General features: G+C 48.0%; 16 protein-coding genes and 1 riboswitch. Of the genes, 10 read left to right on the plus strand and 6 right to left on the minus strand.

Annotation, left to right across the window (positions count from 1 at the left end; genetic code table 11):
• The first annotated feature begins 273 nt into the window (after window positions 1-273).
• Window positions 274-933, plus strand: a complete 660-nt coding sequence (locus ABIE50_RS18515) for an NADPH-dependent F420 reductase (protein ID WP_142687016.1) — start codon at window positions 274-276, stop codon at window positions 931-933.
• A 34-nt stretch (window positions 934-967) separates the two neighbouring features.
• Here the strand turns inward: ABIE50_RS18515 and ABIE50_RS18520 are convergent, their stop codons facing one another.
• Window positions 968-2599 carry a M1 family metallopeptidase gene (locus tag ABIE50_RS18520; protein ID WP_209857740.1) on the minus strand — a complete coding sequence of 544 codons (1632 nt, stop codon included), beginning with the start codon at window positions 2597-2599 and terminating at the stop codon, window positions 968-970.
• A gap of 45 nt (window positions 2600-2644) precedes the next feature.
• Here ABIE50_RS18520 and ABIE50_RS18525 point away from each other — a divergent pair, with 45 nt between their 5' ends.
• Entirely contained in the window at window positions 2645-4288 is a 1644-nt protein-coding gene (locus ABIE50_RS18525) for an ABC transporter substrate-binding protein (protein WP_209857741.1), read from the plus strand.
• Between the two features lie 112 nt (window positions 4289-4400).
• Entirely contained in the window at window positions 4401-5177 is a 777-nt protein-coding gene (locus tag ABIE50_RS18530; protein ID WP_142687019.1) for an acyl-CoA desaturase, read from the plus strand.
• 98 nt (window positions 5178-5275) lie between these two features.
• Here ABIE50_RS18530 and ABIE50_RS18535 read toward each other — a convergent pair whose 3' ends face one another.
• Genes ABIE50_RS18535 through ABIE50_RS18550 form a run of 4 tightly spaced genes read right to left on the minus strand, consistent with a single transcriptional unit; the run spans window position 5276 to window position 8837 of the window.
• Complete coding sequence (locus tag ABIE50_RS18535; protein WP_209857742.1) at window positions 5276-5863, minus strand: HAD family hydrolase; 588 nt, start codon at window positions 5861-5863, stop codon at window positions 5276-5278.
• The gene (locus tag ABIE50_RS18540; protein ID WP_209857743.1) at window positions 5860-6591 is read right to left on the minus strand and encodes an SDR family oxidoreductase; all 732 of its coding nucleotides are present in this window, start codon (window positions 6589-6591) and stop codon (window positions 5860-5862) included. Before ABIE50_RS18540 ends, ABIE50_RS18535 begins: the two co-directional genes overlap by 4 nt.
• Before the next feature lie 27 nt (window positions 6592-6618).
• The gene (locus ABIE50_RS18545) at window positions 6619-7950 is read right to left on the minus strand and encodes an FAD-binding protein (RefSeq protein WP_209857744.1); all 1332 of its coding nucleotides are present in this window, start codon (window positions 7948-7950) and stop codon (window positions 6619-6621) included.
• On the minus strand, window positions 7950-8837 hold the full coding sequence (locus ABIE50_RS18550) for a decaprenyl-phosphate phosphoribosyltransferase (RefSeq protein ID WP_209857745.1): 888 nt from the start codon (window positions 8835-8837) through the stop codon (window positions 7950-7952). The genes ABIE50_RS18545 and ABIE50_RS18550 overlap by 1 nt, the downstream gene beginning before the upstream one ends.
• 114 nt (window positions 8838-8951) lie before the next feature.
• Between ABIE50_RS18550 and ABIE50_RS18555 the strand changes: the two genes are divergently transcribed.
• From ABIE50_RS18555 to ABIE50_RS18570, 4 genes are all read left to right on the plus strand, one after another.
• Window positions 8952-10580, plus strand: coding sequence for a hypothetical protein (locus ABIE50_RS18555; RefSeq protein WP_209857746.1), 1629 nt, complete (start codon window positions 8952-8954; stop codon window positions 10578-10580).
• Between the two features lie 331 nt (window positions 10581-10911).
• The gene (locus ABIE50_RS18560; protein ID WP_209857747.1) at window positions 10912-11526 is read left to right on the plus strand and encodes a CGNR zinc finger domain-containing protein; all 615 of its coding nucleotides are present in this window, start codon (window positions 10912-10914) and stop codon (window positions 11524-11526) included.
• Window positions 11523-12422 (plus strand): EamA family transporter, encoded by a 900-nt coding sequence (locus ABIE50_RS18565; protein ID WP_209857748.1) that lies wholly within the window; start codon window positions 11523-11525, stop codon window positions 12420-12422. Before ABIE50_RS18560 ends, ABIE50_RS18565 begins: the two co-directional genes overlap by 4 nt.
• 234 nt (window positions 12423-12656) lie before the next feature.
• The gene (locus ABIE50_RS18570) at window positions 12657-14843 is read left to right on the plus strand and encodes a bifunctional alpha,alpha-trehalose-phosphate synthase (UDP-forming)/trehalose-phosphatase (RefSeq protein WP_209857749.1); all 2187 of its coding nucleotides are present in this window, start codon (window positions 12657-12659) and stop codon (window positions 14841-14843) included.
• Window positions 14844-14900: 57 nt separating this feature from the next.
• On the opposite strand, the gene ABIE50_RS18575 is transcribed toward ABIE50_RS18570, so the two are convergent.
• Entirely contained in the window at window positions 14901-16682 is a 1782-nt protein-coding gene (locus ABIE50_RS18575; RefSeq protein ID WP_209857750.1) for a glycoside hydrolase family 15 protein, read from the minus strand.
• Window positions 16683-16833: 151 nt separating this feature from the next.
• Here ABIE50_RS18575 and glk point away from each other — a divergent pair, with 151 nt between their 5' ends.
• The 3 genes from glk to ABIE50_RS18590 all read left to right on the plus strand — a co-directional run bounded on the left by glk (window position 16834) and on the right by ABIE50_RS18590 (window position 20015).
• Window positions 16834-17889 (plus strand): glucokinase, encoded by a 1056-nt coding sequence (glk, locus tag ABIE50_RS18580; RefSeq protein ID WP_354028071.1) that lies wholly within the window; start codon window positions 16834-16836, stop codon window positions 17887-17889.
• Window positions 17890-17904: 15 nt separating this feature from the next.
• Window positions 17905-17975: riboswitch (Fluoride riboswitch) on the plus strand.
• A gap of 45 nt (window positions 17976-18020) precedes the next feature.
• A complete protein-coding gene (locus tag ABIE50_RS18585) occupies window positions 18021-19307 on the plus strand; it encodes a voltage-gated chloride channel family protein (RefSeq protein ID WP_209857751.1) in 1287 nt (428 codons plus the stop codon).
• 210 nt (window positions 19308-19517) lie between these two features.
• Window positions 19518-20015 (plus strand): RidA family protein, encoded by a 498-nt coding sequence (locus ABIE50_RS18590; RefSeq protein WP_209857752.1) that lies wholly within the window; start codon window positions 19518-19520, stop codon window positions 20013-20015.
• The last annotated feature ends 731 nt before the right edge of the window (window positions 20016-20746 follow it).

A 20746-nucleotide genomic window follows, 5' to 3' on the forward strand; every position in this document is an offset into this window, starting at 1 on the left:
CGCGAAGGTTGTCTGACTCAGGATTAAACTGATTACGCTGATTACGCTGATTTTATTTTTTGGATTTTGTAAAGATTAAAAGATTTGGGGAGATAAAAATGGGTAAATACCCACTTTTATCTCCCCGAATCTTTTTAAAATCCTGACAAAATCTATCAGCGTAATCAGCGTAATCAGTTTAATCCTGAGTCAGACAACCTTCGCTTCAATCTTCGCACTTTTTTAAGTATCTTCATAGTTCGCACTATTATCTGCTCAATTTAATCTTCGCTCATGAAAATCGGTATCCTTGGAAGCGGACCTGTTGGATTAACTCTTGGTAAAGGGCTTATTCAAACAGGGCATCATGTTACAATCGGTACCCGCAACCCTTCGAGGGAAGCCCTGCAGCAATGGATAAAGAAGCAAGGAAAACAGGCCATGGCCGGTACTTTCAGGCAGGCGGCCGAGTTTGGGGAACTACTGCTGATCTGTACCAGCTGGGCAGGTACCAAAAAAGCCATTGAAGCCGCCGGCATTTGGAACTTCAAATCCAAAACAGTAGTGGATGTTACCAACCCGCTCGATGGTAAAGGCCCCGATGAAAACGGGCGTCTTACCTTCACTATCGGTCATACCAACTCCGCCGGTGAACAAATACAGGCCTGGCTGCCTCCGGATGCCAATGTGGTAAAGGCGCTCAGTTGTATCGGTCACGAAAAAATGTTGCTGCCCGACTTTAAAGAAGGCGCTCCCACCATGTTTATTGCCGGTAATAATATCGACGCCAAGCGGGAAGTGGTGAACCTCCTGCACCAGATCGGCTGGCATGATGTGGCGGATATGGGAAAGATAGAAATGAGCCGCAGCATAGAGCCGCTCTCCATTTTATGGGCCGCCTGGGGATTCCTGAACGATAGCTCCGGCCACGCTTTCAAATTATTAAAACGATAAACAAAAAGGGACTGGTAATTCACCAGTCCCTTTTTTATTTTACCTTTTTTGAATTTATGTAGAAGTTTTTATCTACCTCAAAATTCTTCAGATCAGTTAAAGTAATATTGGAGCTGCGCCATAACGTGCCCGGGTATATCAGCTTATAACCATTATCGCTCAGCTTTACCTTTACCGGCATATTAAAGTCCTTTACATCAGACACCCAGCGGTACTGCAGCTGCTGCCCGTTGAAACGGTATTCCAGCGTAGGGATGGTGGTATGACGCAGGTACTGGTCAAAAACCTTATCCAGCTTCATGCCTACCACCTGGCTCATATAGTCTTCAATTTCCTGTGTTGTTACCGTCTGGTGATAGAATGTTTTGTTCAGCCCCCGCAGCAGCTGCCGGAAAGCCTCATCGTTTTCCATGATCTGCCGGATGTTGTGCAGCATGTTGGCTCCTTTATAATACATATCGCCGCTTCCTTCGGCATTAACGCCATAGGGAGCAATAATAGGTTTATCATTTAAGATGTTCTTGCGGATACCCTGTACATATTCATCTGCAGCCTTACGCCCGTACTGGCATTCGGTATAAAGGGTTTCGGAGTAGTTGGTGAAGGATTCATGGATCCACATATCAGCCAGGTCTTTACTGGTGATGCTGTTGCCAAACCATTCGTGCCCGCTTTCATGGATAATGAGGAAGTCCCACTTCAGGCCCCAGCCGGTACCGGAAAGATCCCTGCCGGAGTAGCCCATCTGGTATTTGTTGCCATACGCAACCCCGCTCTGGTGCTCCATTCCCAGGAATGGGGCCTCAATCAGCTTGTAGCTGTCTTTATAAAAAGGATATTTTCCAAACCAGTACTCAAAGCATTTCAGCATGGGCTTTACTACTTTGAAATGCTCCCGAGCCTTGTCTTCATTATAGTCCAGTACCCAGAAACCCAGGTCCAGTTTGCCTCCTTCGCCGGAATAGGTATCCTTCATTTCTATATAGTTGCCTATGTTCACCGCCACATCATAATTATTGATGGGATTGTCTACATACCACACAAAGGTTTTGGTGCCGTCGGGGTTGTCGATGGTCTTTTTTAAACGTCCATTGGATACGTCGGTAAGGTCGGAAGGAACGGTAACATTGATGGTCATGTCTTCCGGCTCATCGCTTTGGGTGTCTTTGTTCGGCCACCAGATGCTGGCGCCCAGGCCCTGGCAGGCAGTGGCTATCCAGGGGCGGCCTTTATCGTCTTTAGCCCAAACCACGCCGCCATCCCAGGGTGCTTTAACCGCTTTGCGGGGCTTGCCGCTGTAAAACACCGTGATCTTTTTGGATCTGTCCTTTGTCTGCGGCGCAGTTGTTTTTATGAACCAGGCGTTGCCGTCGCGGGTAACTGGAAGTGATTTCTTATCCTGTACCACACTGTCTATCACCATCGGCGCCTGCAGGTCTATCTGCATGATGGAATCCGGTTTCAGTATTTTATAGGTAATAGTATTGAACCCGCTGAAGGTGCTGTCGTCCGGGTTTACCCGTACATGCAGGTCATAGTTTGTAACATCCCACCAGGCGCGTTGTGGAGTGATAGTGCCTCTCAGCGTGTCCGCCCTGCTGAACTGCTGTGCCCCTGCAGTTAAGGTAGCCATTAGGGCTATACAAAGCATAGGTATGCCGCGCATATTTATTCGTATATTTTAGCCTGAAAGATATTAATTTACTGCCAGATGAAAAGTAGTTATTGTCAGGTGGTTATATGCAGATGGGGGCTTGCAGTGCTATGCAGCCTCCTGCTGGGGGCATGCGGCAGCCCGGAAAAACAGTCGCTGCGGGTATTCCGGTATAACAGCACCAACGGAATTGCCAGCCTGGACCCCGCGTTTGCCAAAAGCCAGGAAGTAATATGGGCGGTAAAGCAATTATACAATACACTGGTGGAGCCAGACAGCAACCTGGTGATCCGGCCTTCGCTGGCGAAGCAGTGGCGCGAATCGGCAGACCACCGCACTTATACCTTCGACCTGAGAACGGATGTATACTTCCACGACAGCGACATCTTCCCCGGGGGTAAAGGCCGCCGGATGACGGCCCACGATGTGGTATACAGCCTCCGCCGGATTATGGACCCGGTTACGGCATCGCCCGGAGCCTGGATCTTCAACGGCAAGCTCTCTGCCGACAGCGGCTTTAAAGCCCTCAATGATTCTACCTTTGAACTAACGCTCTACCGGCCCTTTCACCCGGTGCTGGGGATTCTCAGCATGCAGTATTGCTCCATAGTGCCGCATGAGGCCATTGAAAAATACGGGAAAGACTTCCGCAATCATCCCTGCGGCACCGGCCCGTTCCGCTTTTTTCTCTGGGACGAAGGACAGGCCCTGGTGCTTCACCGCAACCCGCTTTATTTTGAAACGGATAGTACCGGGCATCGCCTGCCTTATCTGGAAGCCGTGCAGGTGGGCTTCCTTGAAAGCAAGGCCTCTGAGTTCCTGCTGTTCCGCCAGGGGCAGCTGGACTTTATGAACGACATAGACGCCTCCTTTAAAGATGAAGTGCTCACCAAACAAGGGCAGCTACGCAAGGAATGGGAAGGTAAAATGGTGCTGAACAAACATCCTTACCTGAATACCGAATACCTGGGTTTTCTTACAGACAGCAGCATAGCCATCGTAAAATCATCGCCGCTCCGCTGGAAAAAGATCCGGCAGGCCATTAACTACGGTATAGACCGTACGAAAATGATGACCTATCTCCGCAATGGTATAGGAACCGCCGCCACCGCGGGTTTTGTGCCCGCGGGATTGCCATCTTTCAGCGCGCAGCAGGTGAAAGGGTATCCCTGTAACCCTGCCATGGCCCGGCAGCTGCTTCGTGAAGCAGGCTTCCCCGACGGGAAAGGGCTGCCCGTTATTAAGTTATTGTCTATTCCCATCTACGCAGACCTGGCCAACTATGTGGCCAACCAGCTGGAAAACATTGGCATAAAGGTACAGGTGGAGATTATACAGAAAAGCCTGCTGCTGGAGCAAACCGCTAAGTCCCAGGCGCTGTTTTTCAGGGGCAGCTGGATCGCCGATTATCCCGACGCAGAAAGCTACCTGGCTATGTTCTACAGCAAAAATCCCGCGCCGCCTAATTACACCCGCTATCATAACCCGGCTTTCGACCGGCTGTATGAAGCCTCCCTGCAGGAAAACAACGATAGCATCCGCTATGCCCAATACCGGGAGATGGATAATATGCTTATGACAGACGCTGCAGTGGTGCCGCTGTTCTATGATGAAGTGGTAAGACTGGTGCAACCCAATATCTCCGGATTCAGCAATAACGGTATGAATCTCTTAGAGTTACGTCGGGTAAAGAAAAATTAAAATTTAAAATTATTTTAACATTTTATTCACCACCCGGGTTAACAATACTGGCTTTATATCCGCTTAATTAGCTTACCTTTGACGCTTATTTGTCACTTTATAAAGTATAGAAATGACGGCGATCCTGATATTCTTTTGTGTGCATTGGTTCTTTTCCTTGTTTTTTCACACATTTTATTTACACCGTTATGCATCTCACCAGATGTATACTACCAGCAAATTCTGGGAACGATTCTTTTATTTCAGCACCTGGTTTTTCCAGGGTTCATCATACCTGATTCCAAGAGCTTATGGCGTTATGCACCGCATGCACCACGAGTTCAGCGATACCGAGCACGATCCGCATTCCCCGCATTTCTTTAAAGACGTATGGGGTATGATGGTGCAGACCCGCAAGATCTACAATGGTTTTGTAACCCGTACCAGCCAGGTGGATCCTAAATTTACCAAGGATCCGTTACCTGAATGGGATGCCATGGATAAGTTCGGCGACAGCAACATTACCCGCTTCCTCTGGATGGGCGCATACGTAGCATTTTATGTAGCGTTTGTTCCTGCGGGCATGTGGTACCTTTATTTACTGCTGCCTATCCATTTCCTGATGGGACCTGTACAGGGCGCTATTGTTAACTGGTGCGGTCATAAATATGGCTACCAGAACTTTGATAACAACGACCACTCAAGAAACACTTCCCCATGGGGCATTGTACTGATGGGCGAACTGTTCCAGAACAACCACCACAAATTTAAAGACAGTCCTAACTTTGCCAAGAAATGGTATGAACTGGACCCAAGCTACCAGGTAATGAAGGTTTTGAACTTCATCGGCATCATTAAGCTGAAACCCGCAGTGGTTACAGCGCAGATGAAGAAAGCCAAAGCTGCCTGATAACAGTTACTTCGTACAATCAATCTGTTACAATAATAGAAAGTGCCTTGCCGTAATGGTGAGGCATTTTTTATTGATCGCCTTCAGCGATCTCCGCATCAGCGGAAAGGTTTGAATGAAACATGCTGCGCCAGCGCCAGCATAGGCCGGTCGCCTTCACTATCGCCGTAGGCGTATATTTCGCGGAAGTTCTCAAGCCGGTAAGCTTCGCGGATGCGGTTTACTTTTTCTGCGCCGTTACAGTTGATTCCCTGGATCTTACCGGTGAGATGTTTATTTTTTACTTCGAGACGGGTAGCCAGGCAAACAATGTTCTCCCGCCTGCACCAGGGCGCTACCCAATCCTGCGCAGATGCAGATACCACCACTACATGATGTCCCTGCCGCTGATGATCCCTTATGGCGGCCAATGCCTGCGGACGGATCAGCGAAGGCAGTTGTTCCCGGCAGAAGCGCTCACACCCGGCAGAAAACTCCGCAACAGGCATCTCCCCAAAAAAATACGCAAGTACCTCTTCCTTCATTTCCTGTGCCGGTAACATCTTTAATTTAAAGCGAAGCAACTGCGGCAACAGTTGCACCATACCTGCATACATAGCGGCCCGGCCCCTGTGATAGCGGATAACTTCCCACAAAGTATCCCTGGTGGTGATGGTTCCGTCGAAGTCAAAAAAGGCAATGGTCACAATGACAATTTTTTGAAAATACCTTCAGGTATTAATTTGATAATGAGCATAATGTATCTCCAATGCCACTTTACATACAGCACATTCTTTTTTCGTTTCACTGCTTTAAAAATTGCGGTGGCCACTGTTTCCGGCTGTGCGGTGAGTAGCGGGGGCAGGGGCAGGTGACTGGTCATACGGGTATTCACGAAGCCAGGTTGCACACTCATCACGTGAACGCCGCTACGAAAAAGACGGTTTCTTAGTCCGCTAAGATAAGCTGTAAAACCCGCTTTTGCGCTGCCGTACATATAATTGCTCTGCCGTCCTCTTTCACCGGCCACTGAGCTGATACCGATAATGGTTCCCTGCTTCCTGGCGGCGTAACTTTCTGCCACCACATTTAATATAGAAACGGCGCCGGTATAGTTACTGTTGATGATAGTAGCTGCTTCCTGCCAGTTTACCTGGGCTTTTTCCTGGTGGCCCAGGTAACCGAAAACACAGATGGTTATGTCGGGGACAGCAGGCAAACCGGCGTAAAAAGCGTTGTGGGAGCTAAAATCGGCGGCATCAAACAGGTGAGTGGTGGCGTTAACGTTATAACGTACCTGCAGATCCTGCTGCTGTGGCGTCAGCGCGGCAGTATTCCTGCCGGCCAGCTGGATATCGTATTTCTCAGACGCAAACTTCCGGGCAATGGCAACTGCCATGTCGGAGCCCGCGCCAAGTATTAAAAGGGTAGGCATGAGAAGTATTTGGTTAATCAGGGAAAATTATTTCGTCAATAATAAACGTTCCGATTGCAGGGATTCAAAACGTGCGTCACTGTTATATTGTTTTACAATTTCGGCAAACCTGCCGGCATTAGGGTAGCTGTTCCAGAAAATTTCCTGCTTCATCCTTGCATCTTTCGACAGGTATAAACGGCCGCCATATTGCAATACTATTTCATCCAGCTCATCCAGGAATTCAAATAATCCCTTGCGGATCGGGAAGTCCAGCGCCAGGGTATATCCCTCCATCGGGAAGGAGATAAGGCTGTCTTGTTTGCCAAATACCTTTAATACTGCCAGGAACGAGCCCCATCCTTTTTCACTGATCTTTTTCAGGATGGCGATCAGGCCATCTTTTTGTTCAAGGGATACTACAAACTGGTATTGTACAAAACCGGCCTTGCCATAACCCCGGTTCCAGTGGAGGATCGCATCCAGCGGGTAAAAGAAAGGCTCATAAGGGATCACTTTATGCATTACCTTTTTATAATTCTTCCCGTAGTATAACCAGTTAAAGGCTTTTACTGTAAAAGTATTAAGCACAAAGGAGGGAAGATTGAAAGGAACCGTGAGTTTTCGTTTAGCCGGTAACGTAAGCGGGGCTTCTTTTTGCTTTGCATTCAGTTCTTCCGGGGTGGCATGTTCGCCAACGATGAGGATGCTCCGGCCAAAGGAATCGCCTTTCTGCAGGCAATCGATCCATGCCATGGAGTAGGTATAGTGCCTGTATTCATCAAACAGCCGGATCACTTCCTCCAGGTTCCTGGCCTTTAGTTGTGTTTGCCGGATATAGGCGGTGCTGATCTTTTTAAGCCCGAATTTTACACGGGTGATCACCCCGGTAAGGCCCATACCGCCGCAGGTGGCCCAGAACAGGTCTTGGTGCTGAGTGGCGGAGCAGCAAATCGTTTCGCCGCTGGCGGTTAACACATCCATGTCGATAATATGCCCGGAAAACGCACCATCCACATGATGGTTCTTTCCGTGCACATCAGAGGCAACGGCGCCTCCTACCGTAATATATTTGGTACCGGGGGTAACCGGTAAAAACCATCCTTTGGGAACAATAATATCCAATATCTGGTCCAGCGTTACACCTGCCTGCACGTCCATCACTCCGGCGCCGGTGTCAAAGGAAAGCATCTTATCGTACTTCAGCATGGAGATGCTGTGTTTGCCCAGGGAGGCATCGCCGTAGCAGCGGCCGTTACCCCGTGCAATCATATGTGTATTGGCTACCACATAATTGCGAAGCTCGTCTTCCCGGGTAAAAGCATGTTCGTCGCTGGCAACAGCAGGGTAGTTCCCCCAGTTGGCTAACCGTTTTTGCATTATTCAAAAAAAGTTTTATCTGTCGGTAAATAAATTAATACATAAAAACTCAGGACCCACAGGAGGATGGTTAATTGAATAAAACGGTCTTTATATAGGATTTTTGTGGGAGAACCTGTACTGTTCTCCACGTAGGTTATTTGCAAATATCGTAATAATCCGCCAATTACAAACAGGGTGGTGTAATAAAGGCGGTAGGTATGAAACCTGGCCTGGGTTTCCGGCGAAATAGTGTACATCAGGTAAGATACAATGATCACTGCCGAAACGAGGGCCAGCATTACGTTGAGGAAGTCGAGGTTATATCCTTTGGCGGCTTTCCGCATTTCCCTGCCTGAATCCATTTTGATGAGGATATCGTCCCTGCGCTTGGCGATGGCCATAAAAAGCGCCAGCAGGAATACCATGATCACCAGCCACTCCGAGATGGCCAGTTTGGCAGCCACGCCACCGGCCTTTACGCGCAGTACAAACCCGGTAGAGAGGATCAGGATATCAAGAATGGAGATATCTTTCAGGCCAAGGCAGTAAAGAAGGTTCAGTACAAAATAAGTGCTCAGCACAAACACAAACTTCTGACCCACCAGGATGCCAAGGGCATAACCGGCAAAAATGCAGATCAGGAAAAGAGCCAGGGCGGCAGGTTTGCTGATGGTGCCGGAAGCCAGGGGGCGTTTGCATTTTACAGGGTGCTGCCGGTCGGCCTCTATATCACGGTAATCATTCAATATATAAATACTGCTGGCAATAAAGCTGAAGGCGAAAAACGCCACTGCCAGGTCCAGGAGTTTTGTAACATTAAATATCTCTCCCGCAAAGAACAGGGGAATAAACAGGAAAGCATTCTTTACCCAGTGTTTGGGCCTCAGCAGCGTTAAAAATTTCACGGAACCTGGAGTTGTTTGATCAGTTAGACGGGTCTAAATTACAATTTATTCGATTACTTTTGCAGCCATTCATATTACTGGATAATCAGCATTTACAGCGAATCCCAATCTACTATGCCCAAATTTTCATTGAAAGGCAGTCGCCCTGCCATTGCAGAAAGCTTCATTATCATCGCGCTGGCCCTGGTGCCTTTATTTGTAACATTCCCATACCGTGTTAATATTTTTCTGTCCTGGGAAGGCGCTTACCGGATATCGTCCGGTCAGATTCCGTTCAGGGATTTTGGAACACCACTGGGTTACGGGTTCTGGATCTTCCCGGCTATCTTTTTCAAATTGTTCGGCCCGGAGCTCATTTCCCTGGTAAAAGCACAGGTGCTCCTGAATATCATGGCCGGGTTTGCGTTCCGCTCCATCATGAAAAGTATGGGCGTGCAGCCGGGAGTGCGACTGCTATCTGTACTGGTATTTGTGCTGTCTTATTCCTTCTTTAATTTCTGGCCCTGGTATAATCATACGGTGATCGTATTTGAACTGGTGGGGCTCAGCTTCCTGTTCCGTTCCCTGTTTTCAGATAGCCTTGTACGTAAGTACGGCAACATGTTCGGAGCCGCTTTCTTTATTTTCCTGTCTGTTTTCACCAAGCAGGATGGAGGAGGAATGGCCTTTATACTCTGTCTTTTATTCCTGGCCTATAATAGCTTACAAACGAGGCGCTGGCTCGATCTGCCCGTTTTTGTGGGCATGTTTGCCCTGGTGGCCGCTGTTATGATCCTGCCCCTCATGCCGGGGTTTGGTTACTGGTTTAACCACGGGCAACCACCTCACAGTTCCCGTCTCGCTATCAACGATTTTACTGATGAAATATTTGGCAGTTCCAACTGGATCAAGGCCTATGTGGTGCTGGTGGTATTATGTATTGTGGCTAAAGTAAAGCAGTGGGGCGCCTGGTGGCAGCAACGCCGGGAGGTACTATTTGCCCTGCTCACGCTGGGTATATTAGGGGAAGCCGCCATTTTCCAGGTAACCAGCTATACGCCTCCGGACAACAACATCTTTTTCCACAGTTTTGCTTTTGCGTTTATTGCGTCTTACTTATTTGAGCTGCTGAAGATAAATGTCAATTCGTTCCGCCCTTTGCTGGGGGCTACTTTTCTTGTGCTCTTCTGGTGGTCCGGTACCTGGTGGAAATATATAGGCCGGTTTACCGATCGTTTGTTCCCCACACAGGAGGCTGCCGTAGCAGGCCCTGGCCATGAGAACGTGGTAAACCGGCATAACTATATGCTGAATAATGATACTACTGATGTGCCGGTATCGTTATGGGTATATTCCAACCTGAAGCCCTTCCGCAAAATATATATGCCTGCATCTACCGTAAAAGGAATGGAGAATATTATGGCGCTTCCGGTGGTAGCTGAAAAGAAGGGCGACATCAAGGTATTGAATATGTCGGAGCTTACTCCGCTGGCGGCAGCCATGCCCTATAAACTGGAAACCGGACCCGACTACCCCTTATGGTACCACCTGGGAGTGGGAATGTTTAACCGGCAGCTGGCTACTTTCACGCAGAAGATCAGGGACCATCATTACGACCTGGTGATCTATGAATATGCACCCACCTTAAACAACTTTTACCCCTTTGCCCTGAGGGGTGAACTGAAGCAACATTACCACCAGGTAGACAGCTTCCTTGCACCAAGAAGGCCTACGAATGCAATTATAGAGGTATATGTAAAATAGTTTATGTATCTTGAAAGGGCAAAATGAAAAAATTGACCCATCCGAAGAATCCCGGATATCAAAATACTATCATTATCACATAAAAAAAGGCTCCGGAAGGGGTCTTTTTTTATGTGATAAATAGTTCATTATAAAATGATTACCATAAAACCATTCAAGCATCTTTTTAAATAAGCAATTTCCCTGTTTTTACCTCTTTTTTTATTAACCAGTAAAATAACTTTCACCGGTTAATAATATCACCTACCTTTACAAAAACGAAGAAAACCGCTCAAAAAAATATCAGCGAAATCATCTTAATCATCAAAATCCCGGATAAGACAAAAAGCAAATGTCAGCTCAAAAATCCATCTCCTCACTCCGGCTCGACGGCGGTATTCTGTGCCTCGATTTTGTGAACACCATCGACAACCGGAAGAAAGGAATACCGCACGATTATGTAAAAGGTTTTAAAGACCTGCTGGAATGGTATGGGCATACCCGGGCATTATCTCCCAAAATTATCCACACCCTGGAACGGCTGGCGAAAGATTACCCGCAGAAGGCAGGAGTGGTTTTTGAGAAAAGCATCGCTTTGAGGGAATTGCTGCACCGCCTGTTTACCGCGAGCCTGGATAAAAAGAAGCCGGTTGCGACCGACAGTATGCTGTTCAACACCTATGTTGGGGAAGCCTACGCCAATATTGAGATCAGCTGGCAGGCGGGCGCCGGCGTCTTACAATTCAATGCCCCCGCATTGGAACAGGTATACTGGTGGCCCATAAAGTCGGCCGTTGAATTATTTACTTCCAGCCAGTTGGCAGAAGTAAAGGAATGCCCGGCCTGCGGATGGCTTTTCCTGGATAAAAGCCGTAACGGATCGCGCAAGTGGTGCAGCATGAGTACCTGCGGGGATGTGAGTAAAGTAACCCGGAACTATCAGCGTACCAAAAGAAAGAAACTATGAACAGAAAGCGTGTATTGTCTTCAAAACTGATCTTTTGCCTCCTGGCTGTGTATATAATATGGGGCTCCACTTACCTGGGGATGAAGATAGCCACCAAAGTGGTGCCGCCCTTTCTGTTATCGTCTATGCGTTTCCTGGTAGCCGGTGGTATCCTTTTGCTGGTAGGCATTCTCAGGGAAAAGGCCTGGCCGGGGCGCCGGCAGTTGATAGCTGCCTGTTTCGTGGGTGTGTTGCTGATCGGCATCGGGAATACCACCGTGGCCCTGGCAGTAAATTATATGCCCTCAGGCATTGTGGCATTGATAGTAGCCGCTATGCCCGCCTGGATCATGGGAATGGACTGGGCTTTCTTTAGTAAGAAACGGCCATCGGGCATGACCGTGCTCGGTATCGTGGTAGGATTTGCCGGGCTGTTCCTGTTGTTTAACCCATTTGTTCACCACGAAGCGCGGCAGTTCCCCCTGTGGCCGGTGATCGTTATTGTAGCGGGAAATATCTGCTGGGCGGCCGGCACATTGCTGGTCCCAAGATTGCCCATGCCTGCGCAAATTACCAGCACCGCCATCCAGATGCTGTCTGGCGGCGTGTTCTCCCTGCTGATAAGTTTTGTATTTGAGCCCGGTGGTATTGCTAAAATACCGCTCATGACCACCGAGGCCTGGCAGGCCTATCTGTACCTGGTGTTGATCGGCTCACTGGTGGGTTATACCTCTTACAGCTGGTTATCGAAAAATGCGCCACCACGGCTCACCGCCACTTATGCCTATATCAATCCTGTTGTAGCCCTTTTCCTGGGATGGGCCATCGGTAATGAAGCCATTACCTCGTTGATCGGCATTGCCGCTGCCATTGTTATATGCGGGGTAGTACTGATGACTTTGGGCCGTAAATCATAGCAGGAGAGATATTTTTGCTTCCTTTTCCCCCTGATAATGTTTATCTTGCATTTTCACACATATACAGGTTTGGCCCTTTATCCGCTCCGGATAAACCCTGTTGATGAACCATAGCCATTGCAGCAGCATTGTATTTATTTATATATGTAGGTTCCGCTCTTTTGGGTGCATTTTTTGTTTTGTTGGTGCTATTCCAATTGAATGTAATTAGATAATAGATTATATAAACTGACTATGCGAAAGACCATTATTGTATCGAACAGGTTACCGGTGAAGATTTCAGAAACAGACGGGGATTACACCCTTCAACCCAGCGAAGGAGGTTTGGCCACAGGGCTGGGCTCCATTTACCGGGAGGGAAATAATATCTGGATAGGCTGGCCGGGACAGGAGATCACCGATCCGAAAGAACAGGAGAAAGTAACAAAACAGTTGCGGAAAATGAACCTGATGCCGGTTTACCTGACACAGGATGAAATCAATAACTTCTATGAAGGTTTTTCCAACGAAACACTGTGGCCGGTTTTCCACTATATGGCTGTTTATGCCCACTATGAACAAAGCTATTGGGACGCCTATTACCAGGTAAATAAAAAATTCAGGGATATTATTATGAAAGTAGCGGAACCGGGAGATATCATCTGGATTCACGACTACCAGTTATTGTTATTACCGGGAATGATCCGTGCAGAAATGCCGGAGATCTCCATTGGTTTCTTCCAGCACATTCCATTTCCGTCTTATGAATTATTCCGTCTCATCCCATGGAGGGCAGAGATCCTGGAAGGTATGCTGGGCGCCGATCTGATGGGCTTCCACACCTTTGATGATACCCGCCATTTCCTCAATGCCGCCAGCCGCATCCTGCCGGTGAACACATCGGCCAACGTGGTGTCGTACAACGACCGGGCAATTGTGGTGGAAACATTCCCTATGGGCATCGACTTCAATAAATACGCAGCAATGGGCAGCGACCCGGAAGTGCTGCAACAGATAAAGAACCTGAAAGAAAACTTCCAGAACGACCGCCTCGTGTTGTCCATCGACCGGCTGGACTACAGCAAAGGGATACTGCAACGGCTCCAGGCTTTTGAACTGCTGCTGCAGCTGCATCCCGAATACATTGGGAAAGTGGTGCTGTATATGATCGTGGTGCCCTCGCGCGACCAGGTGCCTCAATACAAGGAGCTGCGCGATGAAATAGATAAACTGGTAGGAAATATCAACGCACGTTTCCGTACACTGGCCTGGCATCCCATCCAGTATTTCTACCGTTCCTTCCCGCTGGAAACATTATCGGCCCTCTATAATTTTGCAGATATCTGCCTGGTAACCCCCATGCGCGACGGCATGAACCTCGTGAGCAAGGAATATGTTGCCAGCCGGAATAATAACGATGGTGTATTGATCCTGAGCGAGATGGCTGGCGCATCTAAAGAATTAATTGATGCCATTATCGTAAATCCCAACAACATCGGGGCCATTACCCGCGCTATTGTAGATGCGTTGAATATGCCGCTGGCAGAGCAGCAACGCCGCATGAAACAAATGCGTACCGTGGTAGCGAAGTTCAATATCAATCACTGGGTCAAATTGTTTATGACCCGGTTGCAGGAAGTAAATGAAATGCAGCAGAATATGCTGGCGCGCCGCGTTAACCAGGAAACAGCTGTGCTGATCAGGCAGCAGTATTTCAATAGTAAGAAACGGATCATCTTCCTGGATTATGATGGCACCCTGGTGGGTTTCCAGCCCAATATTGATATGGCCTCACCAGATCCGGACCTGTACCAGCTGCTGCGGGAGCTGGCCGCCATACCAGGCAACGACCTGGTGATGATCAGTGGCAGGAATCATGAAACGCTGGGAGAGTGGTTTGGGCATCTGCACCTTGATCTTATTGCAGAACATGGCGCCTGGCAAAAAACAAAGGCAGGAGAGTGGTACCAGTTACCCGGCCTTACTGATAAATGGAAGAAGGAACTACGGCCTATCATGGAGCTGGCTACCGACCGTACCCCCGGTTCATTCATCGAGGAAAAAAGTTTCTCGCTGGTATGGCATTACCGCAAAGTAGAATCCGGTCTTGGTGAGCTACGCGCCAATGAACTGATGAACACCTTGCGCTACTTCACCGTGGAAAAAGGATTACAGGTATTGCCCGGCGATAAGGTGATAGAAGTGAAGAACGTGGAAATAAATAAGGGTAAAGCCGCCCTGAGCTGGCTGAATCATAAAAAATACGACTTCATTATGGCAATGGGCGATGATGTTACAGATGAAGACATTTTCAAAGCGCTCCCGCATAAAGCCATTACTGTTAAAGTAGGCAGCCAGGTATCTGCCGCGCAGTATTACCTGCGAAGCTATCATGAGGTGCGGCATTTGCTGAGAACCTTACGCAACAAGGAAAGCGTTTAAATAATAAAAAGAGAGGAGTTTGTGCTCCTCTCCTTATTAATTTATATATCCGCCTGCCTATAGAAAAATGGGGGTATCCAGTTTCATGGCAATGCGATAGGCAGCATTCATCAGTCCTACGTGACTGTAAGCCTGTGGGAAATTGCCCCACTGGCTGCCGGTATCAGACTCCACATCTTCACTGAAAAGCAGCAGGTGATTGGAGTATTGCAGCAGTTTGCTGAACTCCCGCTGTGCATCTTCCAGCCGGCCCACACAGGCGAGCGCTTCTACATACCAGAATGCGCATACAAGAAAAGTGGTTTTGGGTTTACCAAAATCATCGGAGTGGCGATAGCGGTAAAATAATCCTTCCGGTGTTTTCAATTCTTTTTCCAACGCAATGAGATGATCGCGGGCCCGTTCTGAAGCGGGGTCCAGGTAGTTCATCATAATCAGCTGGAGGGTACTGGCGTCCAGGTGCTGGCTGCCTGCCGCATTGGTGTATACTTTCCTTACCGGGTCGTAACAGCTTTCAATATGCGCAGCAGCGCGGTTTTTCAGTTCAATGGCCCTTTGCAGCAGGGACTCGTTGCCAATGGTGCGGGCCATTTTTTCGGCGGCGGCGCAGCCGGCCCACTGGAACAGGTTCGTATAGCAATGAACGTTAGCCATGTTCCTGAACTCCCAGATACCGGCATCTTTCTCATCAATCGTTTTTTCTATCTTCTTTAATAACAGTTCAATCCAACGGTCGGAATCTTTTCTTTCAGAAAAAATAAAACGATGGTCAGTATATAGTGGAAGCATGGAAATAAGGACCTGCCCATATATATCGTTCTGGATATGTTCAAACGCCTGGTTGCCTACGCGCACCGGTTTATTCCCCATGTATCCATCCAGGTGAGGAAGTATGGTTTCAGACAGGGTCTTTTGCCCGGTAATCCCGTATAGCGGCTGATAGCGGAAGTCGCCCGAAAAAGAGATATCCGTAATATAGCCAAAGTACCGTTCCATTTCTTCAAAATGGCCGATGTGGTTCAGCGCTGTTATGATATAATAGGTATCGCGCATCCAGCAATAGCGGTAGTCCCAGTTACGCCCGCTTTCAGGGAATTCAGGCAAACTGGTGGTACTGGCGGCAATGATGGCGCCTGTATCTTCATACTGGTGTATTTTCAGCGCCAAAGCGGAACGGATCACATAAGGCTGGAAGTAATTGGCAATGGAAGAGTGCTTGATCCAGGTTCTCCAATAGGAAACGGTTTCCCGGAAAAAACGTTCTGCTGTGCTGGCCAGCGGCGCTTCCAGCGGATGGCCGTAAGTAAGGATCAGGTATCGTGTATCATTCAGTACAAAAAACTCTTTATCGATCAGGTAGCTGACAGCAATATTGGTAGTGAGACGGATGTTTTCCTCACAGCCCGTAAACTCGATATGGCTGCTGCCTCTCATGGGGCGCAGTTTCGACGCGCCATAATCGCAGGTGGGCTCACATTTCACCCGGATGCGGGGAGAGCCTTCCAGTGGTTCAATTTTCCGGATCAGCATGAGCGGTTTGAAAAAACGCTCGAACTGCAGGAAGCGGGGCGCAAAATCGGTAACCCGGTAACTGCCCTCTGTGGTAGTAATTTCAGTACACAGTACATTGGTATTTTCCAGGTAGTACTGGTGGGAAGAATAATCGGCTTCCGGTAAAATGGAAAAGGAGCCGCCTTTCTTTTTATCCAGCAATCCCCCGAAAATAAAGGAACTATCCATGCGGGGCCAGCAAAGCCAATCGATGTTTGTATCCTTATTAATATGCGCCAGGAATGCGCAGTTGCCAATAAGTCCGGTCTGATAGGTATGTCTTTCCATATGGGCCTTAGGTTTGTGTTTTGAATTACATTTTTGTCCGGGAATTGTTCAACCCCGTGGAACAAAAGCTGTTCCAATAATACCCCTGTGGCAATTATTAACAAAACATATCCTGTTGAATTCTTATTTTTAAGTATAAAGTTCCACTACGATGCAGACCATGAAAAAGCAGCAATACCTCCCTTATTTTATAGAACCGTTAAACAGTGGGGATACCAAAACCTACCTGCTGGCGGGAGATCTGGGGGGCACCAAAACAAACCTGGCCTTGTTCAGCAGCCTGAATGGAGAACTGGAGCTGGTACGCCAGGAAAAGTATGCTTCGCGTGATTACCAGAATTTTCCGGAGATAATTAAGCGCTTTCTAAGCGACAGCACCGATACCCCGCCGCAGCGTATATGCATTGGCGTAGCTGGTCCGGTGGTAAAGGGAAAAGTGGAGCTCACCAACCTGAGCCGGGAGCTGAGTGAAGATGAGATAAGACAGAGCACAGGGATCCAGACCGTTGCGCTGATCAATGACCTTGAGGCCACTGCATATGGATTGGCTACGCTGGCGCCGCATCAGCTCACCACCCTGCACCGTGGAGCTGCGGATCATACGGGGAACATGGCTATCATAGCACCGGGCACGGGGCTTGGTATGGCGGGTTTGTACTGGGATGGCCAATATCATCACCCGTTTCCAACCGAAGGTGGCCACACCGATTTTGCGCCAAGGACCGACCTGGATATTTTATTGCTCAGGTACCTCCAGGAGAAATATGACGTAGTAAGCTGGGAACGCCTCATCAGCGGGCCCGGTATAACCGATATCTATGAATTCCTGCGGGATATAAAAGGAATGGACGAGCCCACAGATCTGAAGGCATTGATGGATGCCGGCGATGCCGCTGCAGAGATCAGTAAGGCGGCTATAGCAGGAAGGATCCCTGTTTGTATTAAAACTATGGAGCTGTTTGTCCGCTATCTTGCCAGGGAATCCTGCAACCTGGTGCTGAAAATGAAGGCTACCGGCGGTTTGTTCCTGGGTGGTGGGATACCTCCGAAAATAGCTGCATTGCTGGAAACCGGCGGGTTCTATCATCATTACATGCAGGGCGACCGGATGGCTGAATTGCTGGCCAGTGTGCCTATACATATTGTGAACAATGATAAATCCGCCTTATGGGGCGCTGCATTTTATGCAGGATTATTAAAAGAATAATTTATTTTTGTGAGATAGATAACAGGAAATGGTGTCTTCCTGACCAAACCGTCAGCCCAGGGCTGTCTGATGGCGCCTACAAATATTATAGTGGCAGCATGGCTGCCATATAACGCTGCTATTTGTAGGATATGAAACAAACGAAATCTTTGCTGGAACAATTGTCCGTAGCTAAACAGTTGCTGCGCTGGACCGTATTGGTAATACCTGTTGCCATAATTGTAGGATCTTTAGTGGCGCTGTTCCTGTGGCTCCTGGAAGAGGTTACCCAACTGCGTATGCAGCATGAATGGCTGCTTTTTGGCCTGCCGCTGGCGGGGGTACTTATTTACTGGCTGTACAGGCTGGGCGGGAAGAATGCCGAAAAAGGCAACAACCTGATCATGGACGAGATCCACCAGCCGGGAGGCGGTGTGCCTGCGCGTATGGCGCCGCTGGTGCTGATCACCACTATCATCACTCACTTATTTGGCGGTTCCGCCGGACGGGAAGGAACGGCCGTGCAGATTGGCGGCAGCATGGCCGGATTGATAGGTAAAAAGCTGGGACTACCGGCCCGGGATATACGAATTTTACTCATGACTGGTATTGCCGCAGGGTTTGGGGCGGTATTTGGAACCCCGCTTACAGGAGCTGTGTTTGCGCTGGAAGTGCTGGCCATAGGCGTAATGCGTTATGATGCGCTGATACCCTGCCTGATAGCAGCCGTTTTTGCCGACATCGTGTGCAGCGCCTGGGGTATTGAACATACCCATTACCATATATTATATAAGAGTGATCCCCTTGTGAACTGGCTTCCTTTTGTTCACCACAATTTGCTTTTGTTGGCGAAGGTGATTGTGAGCGGTGTGTTTTTTGGTTTGAGCAGTCTTTTATTCTCCAGGCTCATTCATAATATCAGGGCTAACGCCAATGCCTATATTAAAATTCCCTGGCTGATCCCTGTGGTGGGCGGCATTGTTATTATACTGCTAAGCTATGTGGCAGGCACTGCTGATTACCTTGGCCTGGGAGTATACAGTAAATCGCCGGATGGGGTAAGCATTGTAGCTGCTTTTGATCCCAATGGACATATTAACGACTGGAGCTGGCTCTGGAAGCTGGTTTTCACGGCTATTACCCTGGGAATGGGTTTCAAAGGGGGAGAGGTAACGCCTTTATTTTTTATTGGCGCCACCCTTGGGCATACACTGGCGCTGATATTGGGCGCACCGGTGGACCTGTTTGCAGGACTGGGATTCATTGCTGTTTTTGCCGGTGCCACCAATACACCCATCGCCTGCACTTTAATGGGCGCAGAATTGTTTGGCACCGAGCATATCCTGTATTTTGCAGTGGCTTGCTTTACTGCTTATTATTTCAGCGGTCATTCGGGGATTTATGGCGCCCAGCGGCTGGAAGTAAAAAAGCTGTACTAGTTATACCTGGTTAAACGGTTATCCCTTTAAGCGGATCTTATCTTTAGTTATATCAGCATACCATTTCATCTTTTATAAGGCTTCGATGGCGAAGTTATTGAGTTTACTGAAACCTTTCAGGATTGATACTGTTATGCTTCATACAGGTAATTCTGTGCCTGTTCCTGCGTAGCTATTTGCGTTTACTTTGCCTTGTACAAAATCAATGGCATGATTCGCAGAAATACGCTGATATCCGTAATGGTATTGGCTTTGGCAGGCGCCTTATTTATTATCTTCAAAAGTATTAACATGGAAAAGGAAACAAAAGCTCCAATGGTGATCAATCCTCCGGGTTTATATGACCCGGCGCCCAATGCATATTCTCATATTGCAGTGGTACCCGCAGGAAATACGCTGGTTTTTATATCCGGTCAGGGCGGCGAAACCGCCGATGGTCAATTGCCAAATGATTTCCGTGCGCAGCTGAAACAATCATTCAGCAACCTGGATACGGCGCTCAAATCGCAGGGCTTAACATTCAGCGACGTTGTAAAGCTCACAACCTTGATTGTAGACCATAATGAAGAAAAGCTGAAGGCTTTCACAGAGGAAGCCATGAGGATCTGGCCCGACAAAAAGTTTCCCGCAAACACCCTGATTCCCGTTCCGCGGCTTGCCCTGGATGGCATGCTGGTGGAAATTGATGTAACAGCGGTAAAAAGATAAGATCCGCTTAAAGGGATAACCGTTAACCAGGTATGGCTTATACTTGGTGCGTAGCAGTCCGAGCTTTCCCCGGTGGCTTATAACCGTTTAACCAGGTATGGCTTATACCCGGTTAGACGGTTTTTTTACGTCCATACTCCCGGGGAAAAATTATACGCGATTCTCAGGGCGTTTGTTTTGCCCGGAACAATGATTTGATCTGTTGTTATTGATGCCTGAAACTGCTGCTAAAGAGAACCGTCCTGTTATATTTATACTTTACCAGGAAGTAAGACAGAATTAACCTGTGGTTATCCCGTATTATATAAGGATAGGATATATACGGCGGAACTATGGCGTATATACGGTGAAAATACGGCGGAAACCGGGAGTATCCATACTGTACTGTATACACAGGAACCCGGATAGAAAGATCTTACGGATGCTGATACGCAGGAGCGTTGTTTGTTGCGGATACCTTGTAGCTGTAATTTATTTCTATTTAGCCAATTTATAATCACCGTTAGGTTTATCCAACCCGGGTATAGCTGTTAATTACAGTACCTGGATGTTGTTATAACATAGCCTTAAATGTCCTTATTGAATCTTTCTATTTTTACCTTATAATTTATATTATGTTAAATAGAAAATCTCGCTAAGAAGGATGAATAATAGATAACCACACTTATCCCTGTTTCCCTTTTATCTACTACTCCACCTGCACGGTTATCAAAAAACCAATTCCAAAGCTG

The organism is Chitinophaga sp. OAE865 (genome assembly GCF_040546735.1).
Classification (GTDB): Bacteria; Bacteroidota; Bacteroidia; order Chitinophagales; family Chitinophagaceae; genus Chitinophaga; species Chitinophaga polysaccharea_A.